Below are 17,165 nucleotides of genomic sequence, written 5' to 3' on the forward strand. Positions count from 1 at the left end.
GTGGCTTGTTACGTTCAAACTTGGCCTTTGCCATGGGTATTTCCTCTTTTTTTGGGGTTCAAGATTTCAGTCATATAAATATGATAATTAGAGCAACCTTGACCGCATTAAGATAATTGTTAAAAATTTACACACACTAATGTGCAGATATTATAAGAAAATCGCGACCAATAACAAGTCTTTTAACAAGTTATTGGCCGATTCTTCAATGACAATACACAGATATGCTCTATATTGTCACTTTCAGTAAGTTTTATTTACTCGTCATCATCTTTAGAGTTGTACTTAGAGATGATCTCAGCAGCAACTGATTTTGGAATTTCAGCGTACTTTTGGAATTCCATTGAATAAGTTGCACGGCCTTGTGACATAGAACGCATTTGAGTGGCATAACCAAACATTTCTGCTAATGGCACTTCAGCACGGATCTGCTTGGTACCACCAGGCAAGTCTTCCATACCCTGTACCATACCACGGCGACGGTTAAGATCGCCCATGATGTCACCCATGTAATCTTCAGGCGTTTCAACTTCTACTTTCATCACTGGCTCAAGTAGTGCTGGATCAGCTGCCATGAAACCTTTTCTAAAGGCCATAGAACCGGCCATTTTGAACGACAATTCATCAGAATCGACGTCATGGTAAGAACCATCATACAAGGTTGCTTTTACGCCAACCACTGGGTAACCAGCAAGTACGCCATTTTTCATGCGCTCTTGGATACCTTTGTCAACCGCACCGTGGAATTCTTTTGGTACCACACCGCCAACAACTTCTTCAGCGAATTCGTATTCAGTCTCGCCTGCTGGATCAAGTGGCTCAAGACGTAGCCATACGTGACCGAACTTACCACGACCACCCGTCTGACGTACAAATTTACCTTCTTGCTCAACGGTTGCACGAATCGTCTCACGGTAAGCAACCTGCGGCGCACCGATGTTGGCTTCAACGTTGAACTCACGCTTCATACGGTCAACTAGAATTTCTAAGTGTAGCTCACCCATACCACTGATGATCGTCTGACCAGACTCTTCATCGGTACGAACGCGGAACGATGGATCTTCTTTTGCCAAACGGCCAAGCGCGATTGACATTTTTTCTTGGTCAGCTTTAGTCTTAGGCTCAACCGCTAGAGAGATAACTGGATCTGGGAATTCCATACGCTCAAGAGTGATCACGTTGTCTTCGTCACATAGCGTATCACCAGTCGTTACATCTTTCATGCCGACTAGAGCTGCGATATCACCTGTACGAATCTCTGCAAGCTCTTCTTGAGAGTTTGCCATCATCTGTACAATACGGCCAACACGCTCACGCTTCATCTTCACTGGGTTATAAACGCTAGCGCCTTGCTTAACCACACCTGAGTAGACACGAACGAAGGTTAGGTTACCAACGAACTTGTCGTTCATGATTTTGAATGCTAGTGCTGAGAACGGTGCATCATCAGAAGCTTCACGAGTCGCTTCAGTTTCATCTTTATCGTCCAAGATACCACTGATTGCTGGTACGTCGATTGGTGCAGGTAGATACTGAATAACTGCATCCAACATTTTTTGTACGCCTTTGTTTTTAAAGGCAGTACCACAAAGAAGTGGGATGATTTCATTATCAATAGTCAACTGACGAATAGCACTGTGGATCTGCTCTTCAGTCAATTCACCGTTTTCTAGATATTCGTTCATCAACTCTTCATTGGCTTCAGCAGCACTTTCTACAAGGTGCTCGCGATACTCGTCCGCTTTGTCTTGTAGTTCAGTTGGGATATCACGCTCATCATACTGCATACCTTGAGACGCTTCGTCCCAATAGATAGCTTTCATGGTGACTAGATCGATAACACCTTCAAAGTCATCTTCTTTCCCGATTGGGATAACCAATGGTACTGGCTTGCCGCCAAGACGGGTTTTGATCTGTTCGATAACACGATAGAAATCAGCACCAACACGGTCCATTTTGTTAACAAACGCAAGACGTGGTACTTTGTATTTGTTTGCCTGACGCCATACGGTCTCAGACTGTGGCTGAACGCCGCCTACTGCACAGTAAACCATGCAAGCGCCATCAAGTACACGCATAGAACGTTCAACTTCAATCGTGAAGTCAACGTGACCTGGGGTATCGATGATGTTGATGCGATGTTCGTCAAACTGCTTAGCCATACCTGACCAAAAACAAGTTGTTGCTGCTGAGGTAATAGTAATACCACGCTCTTGTTCTTGCTCCATCCAGTCCATAGTGGCTGCGCCATCATGTACTTCGCCAATTTTGTGGCTAACACCGGTATAGAATAAAACACGCTCAGTAGTGGTCGTCTTACCAGCATCGATGTGCGCTGAGATACCAATATTGCGATAGCGTTTTAGGGGAGTTTTACGAGCCATAGTGTTTTCCTAGGAAAAGTCGTGTATATAATAATGTATTGTGTCTCTACCTCATACTCTATGACAAAGCGTTCAGCTTCGTAATATTACTTACTGATTATTGAGCCTAATACGGACAAAAACAGAGCAAATACTAAGAATAGTGTGGCATCAAATTCGGGATGTTCTCTAGCAAAAACTGTATTTCTCAGAGAAACATCTTGATAGATGTCCGCCACCTCAGTCATTAATAAATAACATTTATATATGACGGAACGATGATGGCGGCAATCAGTAGAATAAACAACAATGTAGGACTAATGAGCATGAGCCATTAGTCTCAAGCTACTATTAAAAAGCAGCTTAGAAACGGTAATGCGAGAATGCTTTGTTAGCATCTGCCATGCGGTGAACTTCGTCACGCTTTTTCATAGCAGCGCCTTTGCCATCAGCAGCATCATTCAATTCGCCAGCTAAACGCAAAGCCATTGATTTTTCAGAACGCTTAGCAGCAGCTTCAGCTAACCAACGCATAGCCAAGGCAGTACGACGGGAGGGGCGTACTTCCATTGGTACTTGATAGGTTGCACCGCCGACGCGGCGAGCTTTTACTTCTACCATTGGGCGTACATTTTCAAGCACTTCTTCGAAGAAAGATACTGGATCTTCAACTTTACGCTTCTCACTTACTGTCTCAAGTGCACCATAAACGATACGCTCAGCAGTAGATTTTTTACCATCACTCATTACATGGTTGATGAATTTTGCAACAGTTTGGCTACCAAACTTAGGATCCGGTAGGATCTCACGGGCAGCAACGACGCGACGTCTTGGCATAATAAATTTCCTTGTCTTCAGGAGTGTCTAACATTCACAACATCAGCTAATTATCATAAAGATATAATAGTGAGTTATCAGTTAGCCTTACTGCATGGTGGTATGTGTTGAGAATATATTACTTATATAAAAGTAATATGACTGTCGACACCAAACCCATGCACAGTTATTGGGTAGTACAAAAAGCTTATTTAACAACATATTAGTTATTAAACCTTAGGCTTCTTAGCACCGTACTTAGAACGACCTTGCTTACGGTCTTTAACGCCTGCGCAATCTAATGCACCGCGAACAGTGTGATAACGTACACCTGGTAGATCTTTTACACGACCACCACGGATAAGAACAACACTGTGCTCTTGTAGGTTATGACCTTCACCGCCGATATAGCTTGATACTTCATAGCCTGAAGTCAAACGTACACGACATACTTTACGCATGGCAGAGTTAGGTTTTTTTGGCGTGGTAGTATATACACGAGTACATACACCGCGACGCTGTGGGCACGCTTCCAACGCAGGAACTTTTGACTTTTCCTTGATGGTTTTGCGACCTTTACGAATCAATTGGTTAGTTGTTGCCATAAGGCATCCTTCTCCCGTTTGGTATAAAACAAAAAAATGGGCCAATGCACCACTTATCTGATAATAATCTCAGATTTCGATGCACCCATTTTTAGGACAGTGTATTATAAAGAGTTGTTGCTGCTATTTCAACCACTTATGTATGGTTACACTTTACAATATTTGATAGATATGCATTCGACATATTGCCATGTCGCTTTATCGATTATTGGCTAAAAAATAGCGCTGAAAATAAAGCAGTTAGGCGACATTCAAGCATGATTTAGGTGAGGTTTTGTGATTAGCTCACTATGGTGGATATATAGTGGTACCTATCTTGCTTTTCAAGTCTTAGCTCTTAATTAGACCTACCTTTTGATAGCACAAGGATAAATAATATTATCTGTATCAGCAAGCTATTCATTATAGAGAGTCTGTTATATAAAGGCGTCATACTAATAAATAGTAAAGTGCCCTCAATTTAGACAGGGTATTTTATTTCGTTTTTTTATCAGATGTTTGCTTATCTGACCCATTTTTAGTGTTACCCCCTTATTTATTATTACTGCTTTCTTGGTTTTCTGTGCTGGCATTGTCATCAGAAGATTTTTTCACTTTGGCTTCGCTACTGCTATCATCAGTAATGGCGCGATTGGCAAGCTTTGCATCCGGCGCAAACGTGGCTTTAGCAACGCCAATAACCTCATCAATCAGCTGGCTGTTGTAATGTACACCGATGGCCACCGCAGTGACAGGAATGAAACGACGAATCCATGATAGGTTGATTTGATCCAAATCAATCCCTACTTGGCTAGCAATACTGTCTATTTGCTCAGCATAATAGTTCACGTTTTGATTCTTTAAGCCTAAATTTTTGAGCTCGCTATGCAGTCCACGGCTTTGAGCATTGTCTAGTAACCCTTTACCGATACCCAAACCAGCTAGTAATGCTTGTTTTTCCTGCATTTTACTCAGATCAGCACTTGAGAGCAGCTCATAGGCCATTTTTACGCCTTGTTTGCCCGTGAGCGGCTTATTGTATATGGCTGCGATTTGGTAAACAGTACGTAGAGATACCAATAATAGCCATAAGGTATCAGCCAGTAATCCAGGCAAACCCGCTAGACCCGTAAGGCCACCCATCGCTGCAAGTGCACGGTTTTGGTTAGCGATATCAGTCGCTAGTGCATAGCGCTCTTCGTCATCTAAAGTGGCAATATTGGCAAAACGGTGCTCATTAGGTAAATCCAATTGGCTCCAGTTCGATGCAAGCTTCGCAACTTGGGCAAACGCACTATCAACGGTGGATTGAAAAAAGCTATTTGGCACCACTTTTTTGGCATATTTGCCATAAGTAGCAAAACGTGGGCCTAGCAATTGCTGAGTGGCTTTTAAGGTTTGTTCACGAAATAGATCTTGTTGATAATCCTCATCGCCTAAATCTACCGCTTTATATTGGCGCGGTTTGCTTGTTTTGGCATTCATGCTATCAATCATGGAGCCCACGCGCTCTAGGTTGTTGCGTGTGAAAGAGCCAATAGTATTGATACTTTTTGATAGAGTGCTAGGCTTTGCCATCGTGATGTCCTTAATATGATGAATAATAATGTGATGAATAATTTTTTTTAGTAATAGTGATATGAATGTGTTTAATCTTCAAGCTGTCAGTGTAATAAGTCAAGGCCGTTCCTGTCAGTGCGAACAATGTTATCGCAATCACAAATTTTGTATCTAAAAGTATAGCTGCATACTTTTATTATTGAATCACCTCCTTCGATTCATTGATACTATTTTGGCTCATTTTACATTGAGCGCCAAACGGTTCCTTTGGTAACACTGTTTGTAACTTCGCATTTTCCTATTACCTTTTGACCATAAAAGACATTTCGTCATTATTTTACACTCGCCCAAAGATTTTCACTGCTTGATACGTTATCATGTGCCGTAAGTTAGAGCATAATTGTACACTGAAATGATATTGTCTTTAATAGTCTGGCGTTAGCTAAATTCATGCTATCGTTATCTACATAGACTGTTTTTTCATTATAATGCTCAAATTCATTCATCGTTAAACATTACATATAGATTTATAACGATTATTGCAACCAATTGCTAGCAAGTCGTTACTCATAAGGAATAGCATATGCGCCGCGTCGTCATCACTGGAGCAGGGATTGTCTCTTGTATCGGACATGATCTAGACACTGTCACTACTGCTCTTAAAGAAGGAAAGTCTGGTATTACGTTCAATGATTCTTATGCTGAGCACGAGTTTAAATCACACGTGAGCGGTAGTATCAATCAATCAGAACTGGATACTAGTGGTATCGATCGTAAACTCAAACGTTTTTTTAGTGATGCCAGTCTGTACGCTTATGTCAGTGCACTAAACGCCATTGAACATTCAGGATTAACGCTTGACACCATCAATAATAATCCACGCGTGGGTGTGGTCGCAAGCTCAGGCGGTGCGTCAACAGAAAACATCGTGAACGCTGTGGATGCCATGCGTGAAAAAGGTCTACGCGGTGTCGGTGCGATGGCGGTTCCCAAAACCATGGGCAGCTCAGTATCAGCAGCCCTAGCCACTGGTCTAAAAATCCAAGGTGTCTCTTACTCGCTTGCCTCTGCTTGCGCGACCTCGACTCATTGTATCGGTCATGCCGCTGAGCTTATCCAACTGGGTAAAGCTGATGTCATACTTGCCGGTGGTAGTGAAGCGGAACATTGGACACAGTCATGCATGTTTGATGCGATGGGTGCAGTGAGTACTCAATATAACGACACACCAACACTCGCCTCAAGAGCTTATGACAAAGATCGCGATGGTTTTGTGATTGCTGCTGGTGGCGCGATGGTTGTGGTAGAAAGTTTAGAGCATGCTCAAGCACGTGGCGCCAATATCTTGGCTGAAATCGTGGGTTACGGTGCTACCTCTGATGGTGCCGAGATGGTTGCGCCAAGTGGCGAAGGCGCTGTACGCTGTATGCAACAAGCCTTAGCTGAAGCTGGCTTAAAAAGCGTTGATTATATCAATAGCCATGGTACCAGCACACCGCTGGGCGATATCACAGAACTCAAAGCGATTGCCAAAGTTTTTGATAATGATGTCAGTAAAGTACCGGCTATCAGCTCAACCAAATCGATGACAGGTCATAGCTTAGGCGCTGTTGGTGCGCAAGAGCTGATTTACTGCCTACTTATGCTACAAGATGGCTTTATTGCCCCAAGTATCAACGTTGACAACCTAGATCCTGCAGCTGAAGGTTTCGATATCGTCACAGAGATGCGTGAATCAAACCTTGAAACCTTGATGAGCAATAGCTTCGGCTTTGGTGGTACTAACGCCACGCTCATCATCAAAAAATTCGACGCTTAAATGATGCCTGTACCAAATTCTAATATAACTGGGCAGACAAACTCTGCCCCATCGCCAGCTACCAAAACTAGCTGGCGTTTTGGTGATCTGTCTGTAGCCGATCTCATACCTCAGCTGCAACGTCATCTATATGAGCAAAACCATAAAGCAAACTGGCAATTTGTCTGGCTAAATAACGATGGACGACCAGTGATTGGCTTGATGCCTAAAGTCAGCTGGTCGGTTTATGCCACTGATCAAAAACCTTCTAATGATTCAAACCCTGTCTATAGAGTGGTTAAGAACTGCCGTGATAACTACTCTACTCATAGCGAAAATACCACGACAGCCTATATGAGTTATCTAGAATGGCAACACGAGCTTATTGCTTATAGCAAAGCTTATGATACCGATAGTAATAGCTCAAACAACATAAATTCGAAACGCACAAAACCTAATTATCATCATGGTCTCATTGGTTTTATTGGTTATGATATCGCTGCTTATGAGTTAAGTCCTGCAGACAGAATCGAATTGGCGAATCAACCTTGTGCCTCATTAGGGCATTATGATATTTATCTGACCCCTGCTGCCGATACTGATACCGGATGGGAGCTAAAAAGCATCCAGACCAACAGTAGCTCTAATGAAGCTGTCGACAATAAAGCAAAAGATGAGTTCATAGTTGCTCTGACATCCTACCTAGATGAACTGGATAAAAAGCTATCCGACAAATATCTCAATCAAGCACAATCTAAGCACACATCACATACTATACCTGTCGTCCTAACGGCACGATGGAGTAAGCGTGATTATCAGCAAGCATTTGATCGTACTCAAGACTATCTACAGCAAGGCGATTGCTATCAAATCAACCTAACGCAAAAGTGGTCTGGCTACTTGCCGCGTAAGGATGATGCCAATCAACAGCCTTTAGCGCTTATCGATTATCTGCCTGCGCTACATCATAATACCAAAGCACCTTTTGCAGGCTATTTGAGCGTTGATAGTGCGAGCGTCGATGGTACAAGCGTTGAGCACGTTGATATCTTTAACCACAGTTTTGAGTTATTAAGCTGCTCGCCTGAGCTGTTCTTTACATTTACCAAAAACAAAGTGACTGATAAGCACCATATTCTGACCAAACCGATCAAAGGCACTATGCCTCGTGGCTCCACTGACAAGCAAGATGAATCGTATAAGCAACAACTGGTCGATAGCGAAAAAGACCGTGCCGAAAATGTCATGATTGTGGATTTACTACGCAATGATTTGGGTAAATATGCCAAAATCGGTAGCGTAAAAGTACCGCAACTGTTTGCGATTGAGAGCTTTAGTAACGTGCATCATATGGTCAGCACTATTACTGCTGAGCTAAAAACTGATACTCACCCGTTGGCTGTACTCTTTGGTAGTCTGCCTGCTGGCTCTATCACTGGCACACCAAAAAAACGAGCCGTCGAAATTATCTCTGAGCTAGAGTCTACACCACGCGGTGCTTATTGCGGCACCATGGGTTATATGAATTTTGATGGTAGTGGTCAATGGAATGTGTTAATTCGCACACTACAGGCCAATGGTTCGTCAAATAATGCATCGGTCAAAGAGAGACCTATCAATCTATGGGCTGGTGGCGGTATTACGGTTGCCTCAGACTGTGATGCTGAATATCAAGAGTGCCTAGACAAAGTAGGTAATTTGCTGGCGGTGTTGGCGAAAAAAGTATAAACGACTGAAATACTATTTTGCGCTGGCCTCTAAAGAAAAAAGCCTGCTTAACATTGCGCTAGCAGGCTTTTTTAGTACTTATCGATAGCATTTACTACACAAGCAGGTAAACCATTAATCAGCCGTCATGCTAGTCTCTGTATGCAGCTCTTTTAGCGCATCAATCAAGCGCTCATGCTGCTCGGCGGTACCCACAGTAATACGCAAATACTCATTAATGCGCGGCTTATCAAAATGGCGAACGATAATCCCTTGATCACGCAATGCACTCGCCACAGCACTTGCATTACCATCTTTTGGACGGGCAAAGATGAAATTTGCATGCGAGGGCAGTACCTTGTAGCCCAGCGTCGTCAACTCTTCGGTCAATGACGTACGCAAATCAATGACTTGCTGACGGGTCTGCTCAAAATACTCAGTATCTAACACACTCGCAGTCGCCCCAGCTTGAGCCAACTTATCCAATGGATAGCTGTTAAAGCTATTTTTCATCCGTGTCAGCGCTTCAATCAACGACGCATTACCAAAGGCCATACCAACGCGCAATCCAGCAAGCGAGCGTGATTTTGAAAAGGTTTGGGTCACGATAACGTTATCACATTCATTGATTAAGCTCACCGCTGAGACTGGAGCGTCTGCATTGCTTTCATCTATCTGAGCAAAATCGATATACGCTTCATCAATAACAATGACCGCATTAGAATGCTCACTCGCAAGTTTGCGAATATCAGCAAGTGATAATAGCAAGCCCGTTGGCGCATTAGGGTTGGCGATGATAATACCGCTACAAGGCTGACGATAAGCATCAGGGTCAATACTAAAATCGTCTTCTAATGGGATTTTGACGAGATGCACACCAAAAGTCTGTGCATAGACAGGATAAAAGCTGTAGCCAATATCAGGTGATAAAAGCGGACGCTCTTTTAAAAAGAAGCTGGCAAATACTAATGCCAAGACTTCATCCGAACCATTACCGACAAATACTTGATTGATATCAAGATTGTATGACTGTGCCAATGCAGCACGTAGGTCATTAGATTCAGGAGCAGGATACAAACGTAGTTCATCAGCTTGCTGCATAAGTACCTTAGCAATCGCCTCCCCTACTTTTGGCGAGGGTGGGAATGGGTTTTCATTGGTATTTAGTTTGCATAGATTGTCGTGTTGCGGCTGCTCACCTGGAATATAAGGTGACAAGTTGCGCGCTTTAGACGACCACAGTCTGGTGTCTATCTTTGACTCACTCATAAATTATCCTACTATTAGCCAAAAAGACTATTAAAAATAAATATCAAAAGTAAAAGCTAAAAATTCAAAATCAATTACTGATAACGATAACGAGCTGAACGCGCATGGGCTTCTAAGTCCTCACGCTGCGCTAAAATATCAGCTGTCTCAGCCAAAGGTTTACTGCCAGATTCACTACAATAAATGATGGATGATTTCTTTTGAAAATCGTAAACACCTAACGGCGAAGAAAAGCGCGCAGTGCCTGATGTTGGCAGTACATGATTTGGCCCTGCACAATAATCCCCAATAGCTTCAGGCGTATGACGGCCCATAAAGATAGCGCCAGCATGACGAATATCGTTTAACAGTGCGTCAGGATTATCAACAGATAGCTCTAAATGCTCAGGGGCGATACGATTGATAAGCGCCATACCTTCGCTACGATCTTTCACTAAGATAAGCGCGCCACGATTTTGCAGCGAGTCACGGGCGATATCTGCTTTTGGCAGCTCAGCCAAGGCTTTTTCGATTTCAATCGCGACTTCTTGTAACTGCGCCTCACTGGTCGTCACAAAGATAGCTTGAGCGATACGGTCGTGCTCTGCTTGCGACAACAAATCCATCGCGAGCCAATCAGCTCGATCTTGCGCTTCACCCTCTGCATATACCAACACTTCTGAGGGGCCTGCAATCATATCAATGCCGACTTGTCCAAATACTGCGCGTTTGGCTGCCGCGACATACTTATTACCCGGCCCTGTGATTTTATCCACCGCTGGAATGGTTTCGGTACCGTAGGCTAAAGCTGCTACCGCCTGTGCGCCGCCAATGGTAAAGACACGATCCACTTTGGCCAAATGTGCTGCTGCTAATACCAATGGATTAAGCATCCCTTTTGGCGCTGGCACGACCATGATAACTTCAGTAACCCCAGCTACTTTGGCAGGAATAGCATTCATCAATACTGATGATGGATAAGATGCCAAACCACCCGGCACATAAATACCAACGCGATCAAGTGGCGTAACTTTTTGACCTAAGCGATTGCCTAGCTCATCTTCATACTGCCACGTTTCTTGCACTTGGCGTTCATGAAAGCTCTGTACCCTAGTAGCTGCTGTGGTCAATGCCGTTTTTACATTCTCATCCAGATTGGCAAATGCATCGGCAAGTGACGCCTTAGACAGCTCTAATTCTTGCATTGACTGCGCGGGATGTTGATCAAACTGCTGGGTCAAGGCCAGTACCACGCGATCGCCATCAGCACGTACTTGTGCGATGATATCGTCAACGGTGTGTAATAATTCAGCATCATTGACGGTTTCAAAGGCAAGTAGCTGTGTCAATTGATTGTCAAAATCGGCATCTTGGGTACTTAACTGGCGCATGACCTAATCCTATATCTGAGCATAAAATACTGCTGAAAATAAACGGCGTGAATATAACTAAAGTATGCTTATTATTCACAAATATGGCGACTTACTAGCTGTCTTCTTGTCTAAATTTTACGGTGATTTTATTTTTTCGCAAGCTAAGACAACAAAACCAGTGTAGCACGCTATGACAGACATAGAGCGCTAAACTGGTTTAAAAATTCGTATCACCATGCTTTATATTACCAATGATTGACACCGGTTTACTAAGCATTGGCAATACTGTTTTTAAAGCTATCTAAAATGGGTTCTAGTAACGCAAATTTGCGCTTATAGCTGACTTGATTGACGATAAGACGTGATGACACATCACAAATATGATCGCGCGCTTCAAGTCCATTCGCGCGTAGGGTATTACCTGTATCCACCACATCGACAATCAAATCGCCCAAGCCCACCAATGGCGCAAGCTCCATTGAACCGTAAAGCTTGATAACATCAACTTGCTGTCCTTGGCTTGCAAAATAAGCGCGCGCTACATTGACATATTTGGTCGCGATACGCAGACGACGATTGGGCAGTGGTGCATCTTTTACGCCAGCGGTCATCAATTTGCATTGAGCGATTTTTAAATCAAGCAATTCATACACGTGGTTCGCGCCATGCTCAAGCAGCACATCTTTACCCGCTACACCAAAATCAGCCGCGCCGTGCTCGACATAGGTCGGTACGTCGCTTGCACGCAAGATTAATACACGCACATTTGGGTTTGATGTTGGAAAAATAAGCTTACGCGACGCTTCAGGATCTTCTAGCAAATCAACGCCAGCAGCACGTAACAGTGGCATCGTCTCTTCTAAAATACGGCCTTTTGATAACGCCAACGTTAGACCTGAAAACGCATCGTTTACTTCGTTTAGTAGACCGTCGGCTGGTAGAGGTGTGCTTGTCTCAGTCATAATGACATCGTGTCCATGTGCAGTTAGTTTCCCCATTCAAGGGAAGTTTTAATGTATAACGTAATTCATGTATAAACTACGGTTGATCTATCAGTATTAGCCGTTGGTATTGACACGCTGGATATTCACACCAAGGCTACGCAGCTTGTCTTCGACATGCTCATAACCACGGTCAATATGATAAATGCGGTCAATCAAGCTCTCGCCTTCTGCCGTTGCCGCCGCCATTACAAGTGACATAGAAGCACGTAAATCTGTTGCCATAACTGGTGCCGCCGTAAAGTTCTCGACGCCTCTGATCACCGCAGTATGGCCATCCACTTGGATAGATGCACCCAAGCGGTTTAGTTCAGGTACGTGCATATAGCGGTTTTCAAAGATATTTTCGATAATGGTACTGGTCCCATCAGCCAGACAGCAAATTGCCATCAGCTGCGCTTGCATATCCGTTGGAAAACCTGGGTGTGGCTGAGTCCGAATATTTACTGGCTTTGGACGCCCTTTCATTTGCGCGCGAATCCAGTCATCACCTGTCGTAATCACCGCACCCATCGCTTCAAACTTCTCAAGCACTGGGTACAATAAAGATGCCGTGGTGTTTTTGGTCAACACATCCCCTTGAGTCATCAAGGCACCCGCAAGATATGAGCCTGTCTCAATACGATCTGGCACCACTGAATACTCACAACCGTGTAGACGTTCGACCCCTTCAATGGTCATCGTCGAAGTACCGATGCCGCTGATTTTGGCGCCCATCGCAACCAACATATTGGCTAAATCGACTACTTCTGGCTCTAAAGCACAATTGCCCAAAACGGTTGTGCCTTTCGCCAATGCTGCTGCCATAATGACGTTTTCAGTACCACCCACTGTCACCATATCAAATGAAAAGTGGCAGCCAATCAGTTTGCCGCCCTTGGGAGCTTGCGCTTTTACATAGCCGTTCTCTACGCTGATCACTGCACCCATTGCTTCAAATGCTTTTAGATGCTGATCAACAGGGCGCGACCCAATCGCACAACCACCTGGCAACGACACTTCTGCTTCGCCAAAACGGGACAATAGTGGACCTAACACCAAAATTGACGCGCGCATGGTTTTTACCAAATCATACGGCGCATAAAAGTTATCAATAGTTTTGGTATCACAAGTGACCGTATCATCTTGTTTTTGGATATCAATACCCATACCACTGATCAATTCAATCAATGTTCGCACGTCTTTTAATGACGGTACATTGTGCAATGTCGTTGGAGTCTCAGCCAATATCATCGCGGCAAGCAATGGCAAGGCGGCATTTTTGGCGCCTGAAATAGTAACTTCCCCTGCGATACGACTACTACCAGTGATTAAAAATTGATCCATAAAGGTGACAACCTAGCGATGAGTATAGAAAATGGTGAAAACGAGCAGTAAAGAATCCTTATGTCTGTTAAACGAACTCTTCGATTGCCAGTTAATAGATAGCTATATAATTAGCCTTTTGATTGAGCGTCCCACTCAGCAGGCGTTAGCGCTTGAATATTGAGGGCGTGAATATCGCCACTCGCAATCTTATCATTAACCAGCGTATAAATGGCTTGTTGACGTTGAACCGCGCGTTTGCCTTCAAAGCTTGCATCAACCACGCGTACATCAAATTTATTGCCTTGATGGGCAGCTTGGATAAAAGCGTCTGGGAAGTGAGTCTGTAAAAATGCGATCAAATCGTCAGCGTTCATGCTCATAAAATAGTCTGCCTTAACGTTTAGAATAGGGTATAGATTTAAAGTGATGACATTATAACAAGAGTTTGCCTATCTTACAGTACTGTCTTGCTCAAGTGTATTTGGGCACTGAAACCGTATCGAAAAATAAGCAGTCAAAAGCCCATGATATGAATAACAACAAGCTATTTGAGCATTGTGTCTAGATACGTCACTACTTGCGCACGCACATCATTGACCCAGCGTAGCGGCGGTGCCATTGCTCCAATGATAGTTGCGTGACTCGCGCCTTCGATCTCACCAGTCTGCACCGTTACCCCTGCCTCTTTCAATGCTTGCGTCATTTTGAGTGCATTGGTTGGATGCACCACTTTATCTTTTTCTGCGGTTAATAACAAATATGGTGGCTGTGCCCCTTTGATCTGACGATCAGGCATGACTTGATCAGGTGTGGCATCCGAGGGAAAAGCTGACGCACTACTAAACTTACGGAAGTCATAACTGTAAGGCCCTGCAATACCGATAACCGTCGCAACGTCTGTCGGCTTAATACCATAGGGCGCTAAAAAGTCTTCGTTGGCGACGGCTGCGACTGCATTAAACGCGCCAGCAGAGTGTCCCATGACAGCAACATGTGACGGATCAGAATGCAGGCTGGCCGCATTCTCGATACTCCAAGCAATTGCTTGGGCCGTATCATTGATATAATCAGGGTAGACATGCTCGGGCACCTTACGATAATTAATCACTGCGGTGACATAACCTGCCTGCGCTAAGCTTTGACCGACAAAGGCATATTGATCTTTATTACCACTCTCCCAAGAACCGCCATGCACGAATACCACCATAGGGTAGTCATTATTGATAGCGCTTTGGGCTTTCATTGCCTGCGCTAAGGGTTTGGGATAATACACGTCCAGATCTTATAATGGCTTATCACCATATAAGATATCTTTGCTCACCCCTACGCCGCCACTAGAAGTAATACCGTTAACAAAGCCTAGTGGTGATAATGCCTGTGCGCTTTGGGTGGCAAGCGCAATGCTGCCTAGCGCCAATGCTGCCGCTCCTACAACCCTTAGTCTGCGCGAGTATTTACCAAAAGAGTTATGATCAGAGTTCTTGCAGTTGTTCGCACCTGTCTTTTGTCTTATGTGATTTACCGAATCCTTCATTGCCAATACCTATAGTTATGAATTTTATAGATATGCATCTTATAGTTATGAATCATGCCTAACATCGTGAGCGCTCTATAGTCTCATTAGAACCTCTGATGCTGTGACGTTTTACTCTTGATATAGTACTCACTGGCTGAGGATTTCTCGTGCTCTTACTGTTATATCTATTTAGGCTTATTGTGATTAATATCAAAAAAAGCTACTAGCATCCTATGATGTGACTGGTATCACATATAGCTAAGTAGCTATTATACAAGCTCTTATTTATCGTCAATCATTGCTTGGTAGACTCAGCTTGGCAAACTCAGTAGTTTTACTGATTTTGATAGAGATCAATATATGGACTTGATGAGGGTTGCGCCGTAGTCGCCTCTTCTTCTGTTATCACTATCGGCGTTGCCGTACTGAGAGCGGCATCCTGGACAGCTGGTGCGACTGCCGGATTGGCTAGGTTATTCTCGTACATAATATCATCATCACCGATTTTGACTCCTCTATCATCGACAATCGTGGTCAGCAATACCAGCTCAGTTACCCCAACGGTACTATTGGCAATATCAATCAAATGACTTTGCTGAGTGGGCGTCATGCGTCCCATAATATAAACCACGCCATTATCGGTGACTGCTTTTAGCTGTGAGGCTTTTACTCCGTCGCTAGCCGCTACTTTTGCCATGAGCTTTGAGGTGATATAACCATCATGAACCGTTGAGCTATAGCCTTTTGAGGCGCTCACTTCCATCTCATTGTAGACACGGCGCACATCTGGCATGGAGCTGACGACTTTTTCTACTTCAGCTTTGAGCGCTTCGGTCGGCACTTCGCCTGTGAGGAGCACTTCACTATTGAAGCTATCGATACCCATACGACTGGTCTGCTGCAAGTCTTCTTTTAGCCCATACACATTGATTTTTGCGGTATGCTCGATACTCCGATCAAGCAAACGCTGGGGTATCGTGCGCTCAGTCATGGGTACACCATAAGTCCCTTCTGTGCTGTTGGTCAGGTAATTGGTGGCACAGCCCGTACTGACAACACAGGCAGCAAGTATAATACCAGCCTTCATATAGCGTGATGAACCAAAAATAGCAGTGCGCAAATGCATCCGTGTCATTGTTTACCTCGTAGAGCATGGTGACAGTTTTATAAATTTATCAATTCGATTGATTGATAAGAGCCACCTCTAATCATTATGGACAATCTCTCATTAACCGCTACTTTACTGAATTTTGCTCAGTAGCGGTTAGGCTTTTGGTAACGAGTATTGCTCGTCACATTCAGTCAATCAGTCTGGACATCGTATATCTGCATGATACATGATGCTACCAAGCACTGGCGATAAAGGCACCTTGAAGCCACTCTGGCTGATGGTCTAGTGCCTTCTCTTTTGCCAGCAGTTTAACTGACGTATCGTAAGCCACGACATCAAAGCGGCAGTCATAGTGAGCATATTCAGGATAGTGCTGCAAAAAACACTGCGCCGTTTTGATGATTTTTCGCTGCTTGCTTGGTGTGACGCTGAGCGCCGCATCTCCGTAGGTTGAACGCTTTCTTTGACGAACTTCAATAAAAACCAGCGTGGGCCATGCAGGCCCTGTCTCAATCATAATCAGGTCAATCTCGCCTACTTTTGGCTGTTGCCAGTTTTGCACCAATAGTCTCAGCCCTTGTTCCTGCAAAAACTCACACGCCTGCTGCTCAAACAAACGTCCTTGATGCTGTTTTGGTGAGGTAAGGCTCATGGGTTTGTGAGTGGGCATACCGCAAGCTCGTCTGATGAACATTTGAGAATTATCATAGCACAACATGCTAAACTAGGGTGTGTTGACAATTACCGTAAATGGATAATCGTCGCTGCTAAATAGATATT

The 17,165-nt window shown here is 44.0% G+C and carries 15 protein-coding genes; 2 read left to right on the top strand and 13 right to left on the bottom strand.

The window, feature by feature from the left end:
- Window positions 1–257: 257 nt before the first annotated feature.
- From fusA to L0G63_RS10925, 4 genes are all read right to left on the bottom strand, one after another.
- On the bottom strand, window positions 258–2,384 hold the full coding sequence (gene fusA, locus L0G63_RS10910; RefSeq protein WP_301450678.1) for an elongation factor G: 2,127 nt from the start codon (window positions 2,382–2,384) through the stop codon (window positions 258–260).
- Between the two features lie 342 nt (window positions 2,385–2,726).
- The gene (gene rpsG, locus L0G63_RS10915) at window positions 2,727–3,200 is read right to left on the bottom strand and encodes a 30S ribosomal protein S7 (RefSeq protein WP_057761735.1); all 474 of its coding nucleotides are present in this window, start codon (window positions 3,198–3,200) and stop codon (window positions 2,727–2,729) included.
- Between the two features lie 209 nt (window positions 3,201–3,409).
- The gene (gene rpsL / locus L0G63_RS10920; RefSeq protein ID WP_011281154.1) at window positions 3,410–3,784 is read right to left on the bottom strand and encodes a 30S ribosomal protein S12; all 375 of its coding nucleotides are present in this window, start codon (window positions 3,782–3,784) and stop codon (window positions 3,410–3,412) included.
- Between the two features lie 531 nt (window positions 3,785–4,315).
- Entirely contained in the window at window positions 4,316–5,341 is a 1,026-nt protein-coding gene (locus L0G63_RS10925) for an EcsC family protein (protein WP_301450679.1), read from the bottom strand.
- Window positions 5,342–5,906: 565 nt separating this feature from the next.
- On the opposite strand from L0G63_RS10925, the gene L0G63_RS10930 reads away from it, so the two are divergent.
- Together L0G63_RS10930 and L0G63_RS10935 are read left to right on the top strand one after the other, a co-directional pair.
- On the top strand, window positions 5,907–7,142 hold the full coding sequence (locus tag L0G63_RS10930; protein ID WP_301450680.1) for a beta-ketoacyl-ACP synthase II: 1,236 nt from the start codon (window positions 5,907–5,909) through the stop codon (window positions 7,140–7,142).
- On the top strand, window positions 7,143–8,849 hold the full coding sequence (locus L0G63_RS10935) for an anthranilate synthase component I family protein (RefSeq protein ID WP_301450681.1): 1,707 nt from the start codon (window positions 7,143–7,145) through the stop codon (window positions 8,847–8,849).
- 114 nt (window positions 8,850–8,963) lie between these two features.
- On the opposite strand, the gene hisC is transcribed toward L0G63_RS10935, so the two are convergent.
- From hisC to L0G63_RS10980, 9 genes are all read right to left on the bottom strand, one after another.
- Window positions 8,964–10,097 (bottom strand): histidinol-phosphate transaminase, encoded by a 1,134-nt coding sequence (gene hisC / locus L0G63_RS10940; protein ID WP_301450682.1) that lies wholly within the window; start codon window positions 10,095–10,097, stop codon window positions 8,964–8,966.
- Between the two features lie 74 nt (window positions 10,098–10,171).
- Window positions 10,172–11,467 carry a histidinol dehydrogenase gene (gene hisD / locus L0G63_RS10945; RefSeq protein ID WP_301450683.1) on the bottom strand — a complete coding sequence of 432 codons (1,296 nt, stop codon included), beginning with the start codon at window positions 11,465–11,467 and terminating at the stop codon, window positions 10,172–10,174.
- 251 nt (window positions 11,468–11,718) lie between these two features.
- Window positions 11,719–12,411, bottom strand: a complete 693-nt coding sequence (hisG, locus tag L0G63_RS10950) for an ATP phosphoribosyltransferase (protein ID WP_301450684.1) — start codon at window positions 12,409–12,411, stop codon at window positions 11,719–11,721.
- A 96-nt stretch (window positions 12,412–12,507) separates the two neighbouring features.
- Window positions 12,508–13,776, bottom strand: coding sequence for a UDP-N-acetylglucosamine 1-carboxyvinyltransferase (murA, locus tag L0G63_RS10955; RefSeq protein ID WP_301450685.1), 1,269 nt, complete (start codon window positions 13,774–13,776; stop codon window positions 12,508–12,510).
- 110 nt (window positions 13,777–13,886) lie between these two features.
- Window positions 13,887–14,138 carry a BolA family protein gene (locus tag L0G63_RS10960; RefSeq protein ID WP_301450686.1) on the bottom strand — a complete coding sequence of 84 codons (252 nt, stop codon included), beginning with the start codon at window positions 14,136–14,138 and terminating at the stop codon, window positions 13,887–13,889.
- Between the two features lie 164 nt (window positions 14,139–14,302).
- Window positions 14,303–15,031 carry an alpha/beta hydrolase gene (locus L0G63_RS10965; RefSeq protein WP_301450687.1) on the bottom strand — a complete coding sequence of 243 codons (729 nt, stop codon included), beginning with the start codon at window positions 15,029–15,031 and terminating at the stop codon, window positions 14,303–14,305.
- Between the two features lie 9 nt (window positions 15,032–15,040).
- Window positions 15,041–15,292: a hypothetical protein gene (locus L0G63_RS10970; protein ID WP_301450688.1), complete on the bottom strand. Its 252-nt coding sequence runs from the start codon at window positions 15,290–15,292 to the stop codon at window positions 15,041–15,043.
- 316 nt (window positions 15,293–15,608) lie between these two features.
- Complete coding sequence (locus L0G63_RS10975) at window positions 15,609–16,409, bottom strand: BON domain-containing protein (protein ID WP_301450689.1); 801 nt, start codon at window positions 16,407–16,409, stop codon at window positions 15,609–15,611.
- Window positions 16,410–16,617: 208 nt separating this feature from the next.
- Complete coding sequence (locus L0G63_RS10980; RefSeq protein WP_301450690.1) at window positions 16,618–17,103, bottom strand: YraN family protein; 486 nt, start codon at window positions 17,101–17,103, stop codon at window positions 16,618–16,620.
- Window positions 17,104–17,165: the final 62 nt, after the last annotated feature.

Source organism: Psychrobacter sp., assembly GCF_030454045.1.
Lineage (GTDB): Bacteria > Pseudomonadota > Gammaproteobacteria > Pseudomonadales > Moraxellaceae > Psychrobacter.

Coding starts and splice junctions, on each gene's coding strand:
- hisD (WP_301450683.1), bottom strand. CDS start 11,467: ATGCGCCAGTTAAGTACCCAAGATGCCGATTTTGACAATCAATTGACA.
- fusA (WP_301450678.1), bottom strand. CDS start 2,384: ATGGCTCGTAAAACTCCCCTAAAACGCTATCGCAATATTGGTATCTCA.
- L0G63_RS10960 (WP_301450686.1), bottom strand. CDS start 14,138: ATGAGCATGAACGCTGACGATTTGATCGCATTTTTACAGACTCACTTC.
- hisC (WP_301450682.1), bottom strand. CDS start 10,097: ATGAGTGAGTCAAAGATAGACACCAGACTGTGGTCGTCTAAAGCGCGC.
- L0G63_RS10935 (WP_301450681.1), top strand. CDS start 7,143: ATGATGCCTGTACCAAATTCTAATATAACTGGGCAGACAAACTCTGCC.
- L0G63_RS10970 (WP_301450688.1), bottom strand. CDS start 15,292: ATGAAGGATTCGGTAAATCACATAAGACAAAAGACAGGTGCGAACAAC.
- L0G63_RS10925 (WP_301450679.1), bottom strand. CDS start 5,341: ATGGCAAAGCCTAGCACTCTATCAAAAAGTATCAATACTATTGGCTCT.
- rpsG (WP_057761735.1), bottom strand. CDS start 3,200: ATGCCAAGACGTCGCGTCGTTGCTGCCCGTGAGATCCTACCGGATCCT.
- L0G63_RS10980 (WP_301450690.1), bottom strand. CDS start 17,103: ATGTTGTGCTATGATAATTCTCAAATGTTCATCAGACGAGCTTGCGGT.
- murA (WP_301450685.1), bottom strand. CDS start 13,776: ATGGATCAATTTTTAATCACTGGTAGTAGTCGTATCGCAGGGGAAGTT.
- L0G63_RS10975 (WP_301450689.1), bottom strand. CDS start 16,409: ATGACACGGATGCATTTGCGCACTGCTATTTTTGGTTCATCACGCTAT.
- L0G63_RS10930 (WP_301450680.1), top strand. CDS start 5,907: ATGCGCCGCGTCGTCATCACTGGAGCAGGGATTGTCTCTTGTATCGGA.
- hisG (WP_301450684.1), bottom strand. CDS start 12,411: ATGACTGAGACAAGCACACCTCTACCAGCCGACGGTCTACTAAACGAA.
- rpsL (WP_011281154.1), bottom strand. CDS start 3,784: ATGGCAACAACTAACCAATTGATTCGTAAAGGTCGCAAAACCATCAAG.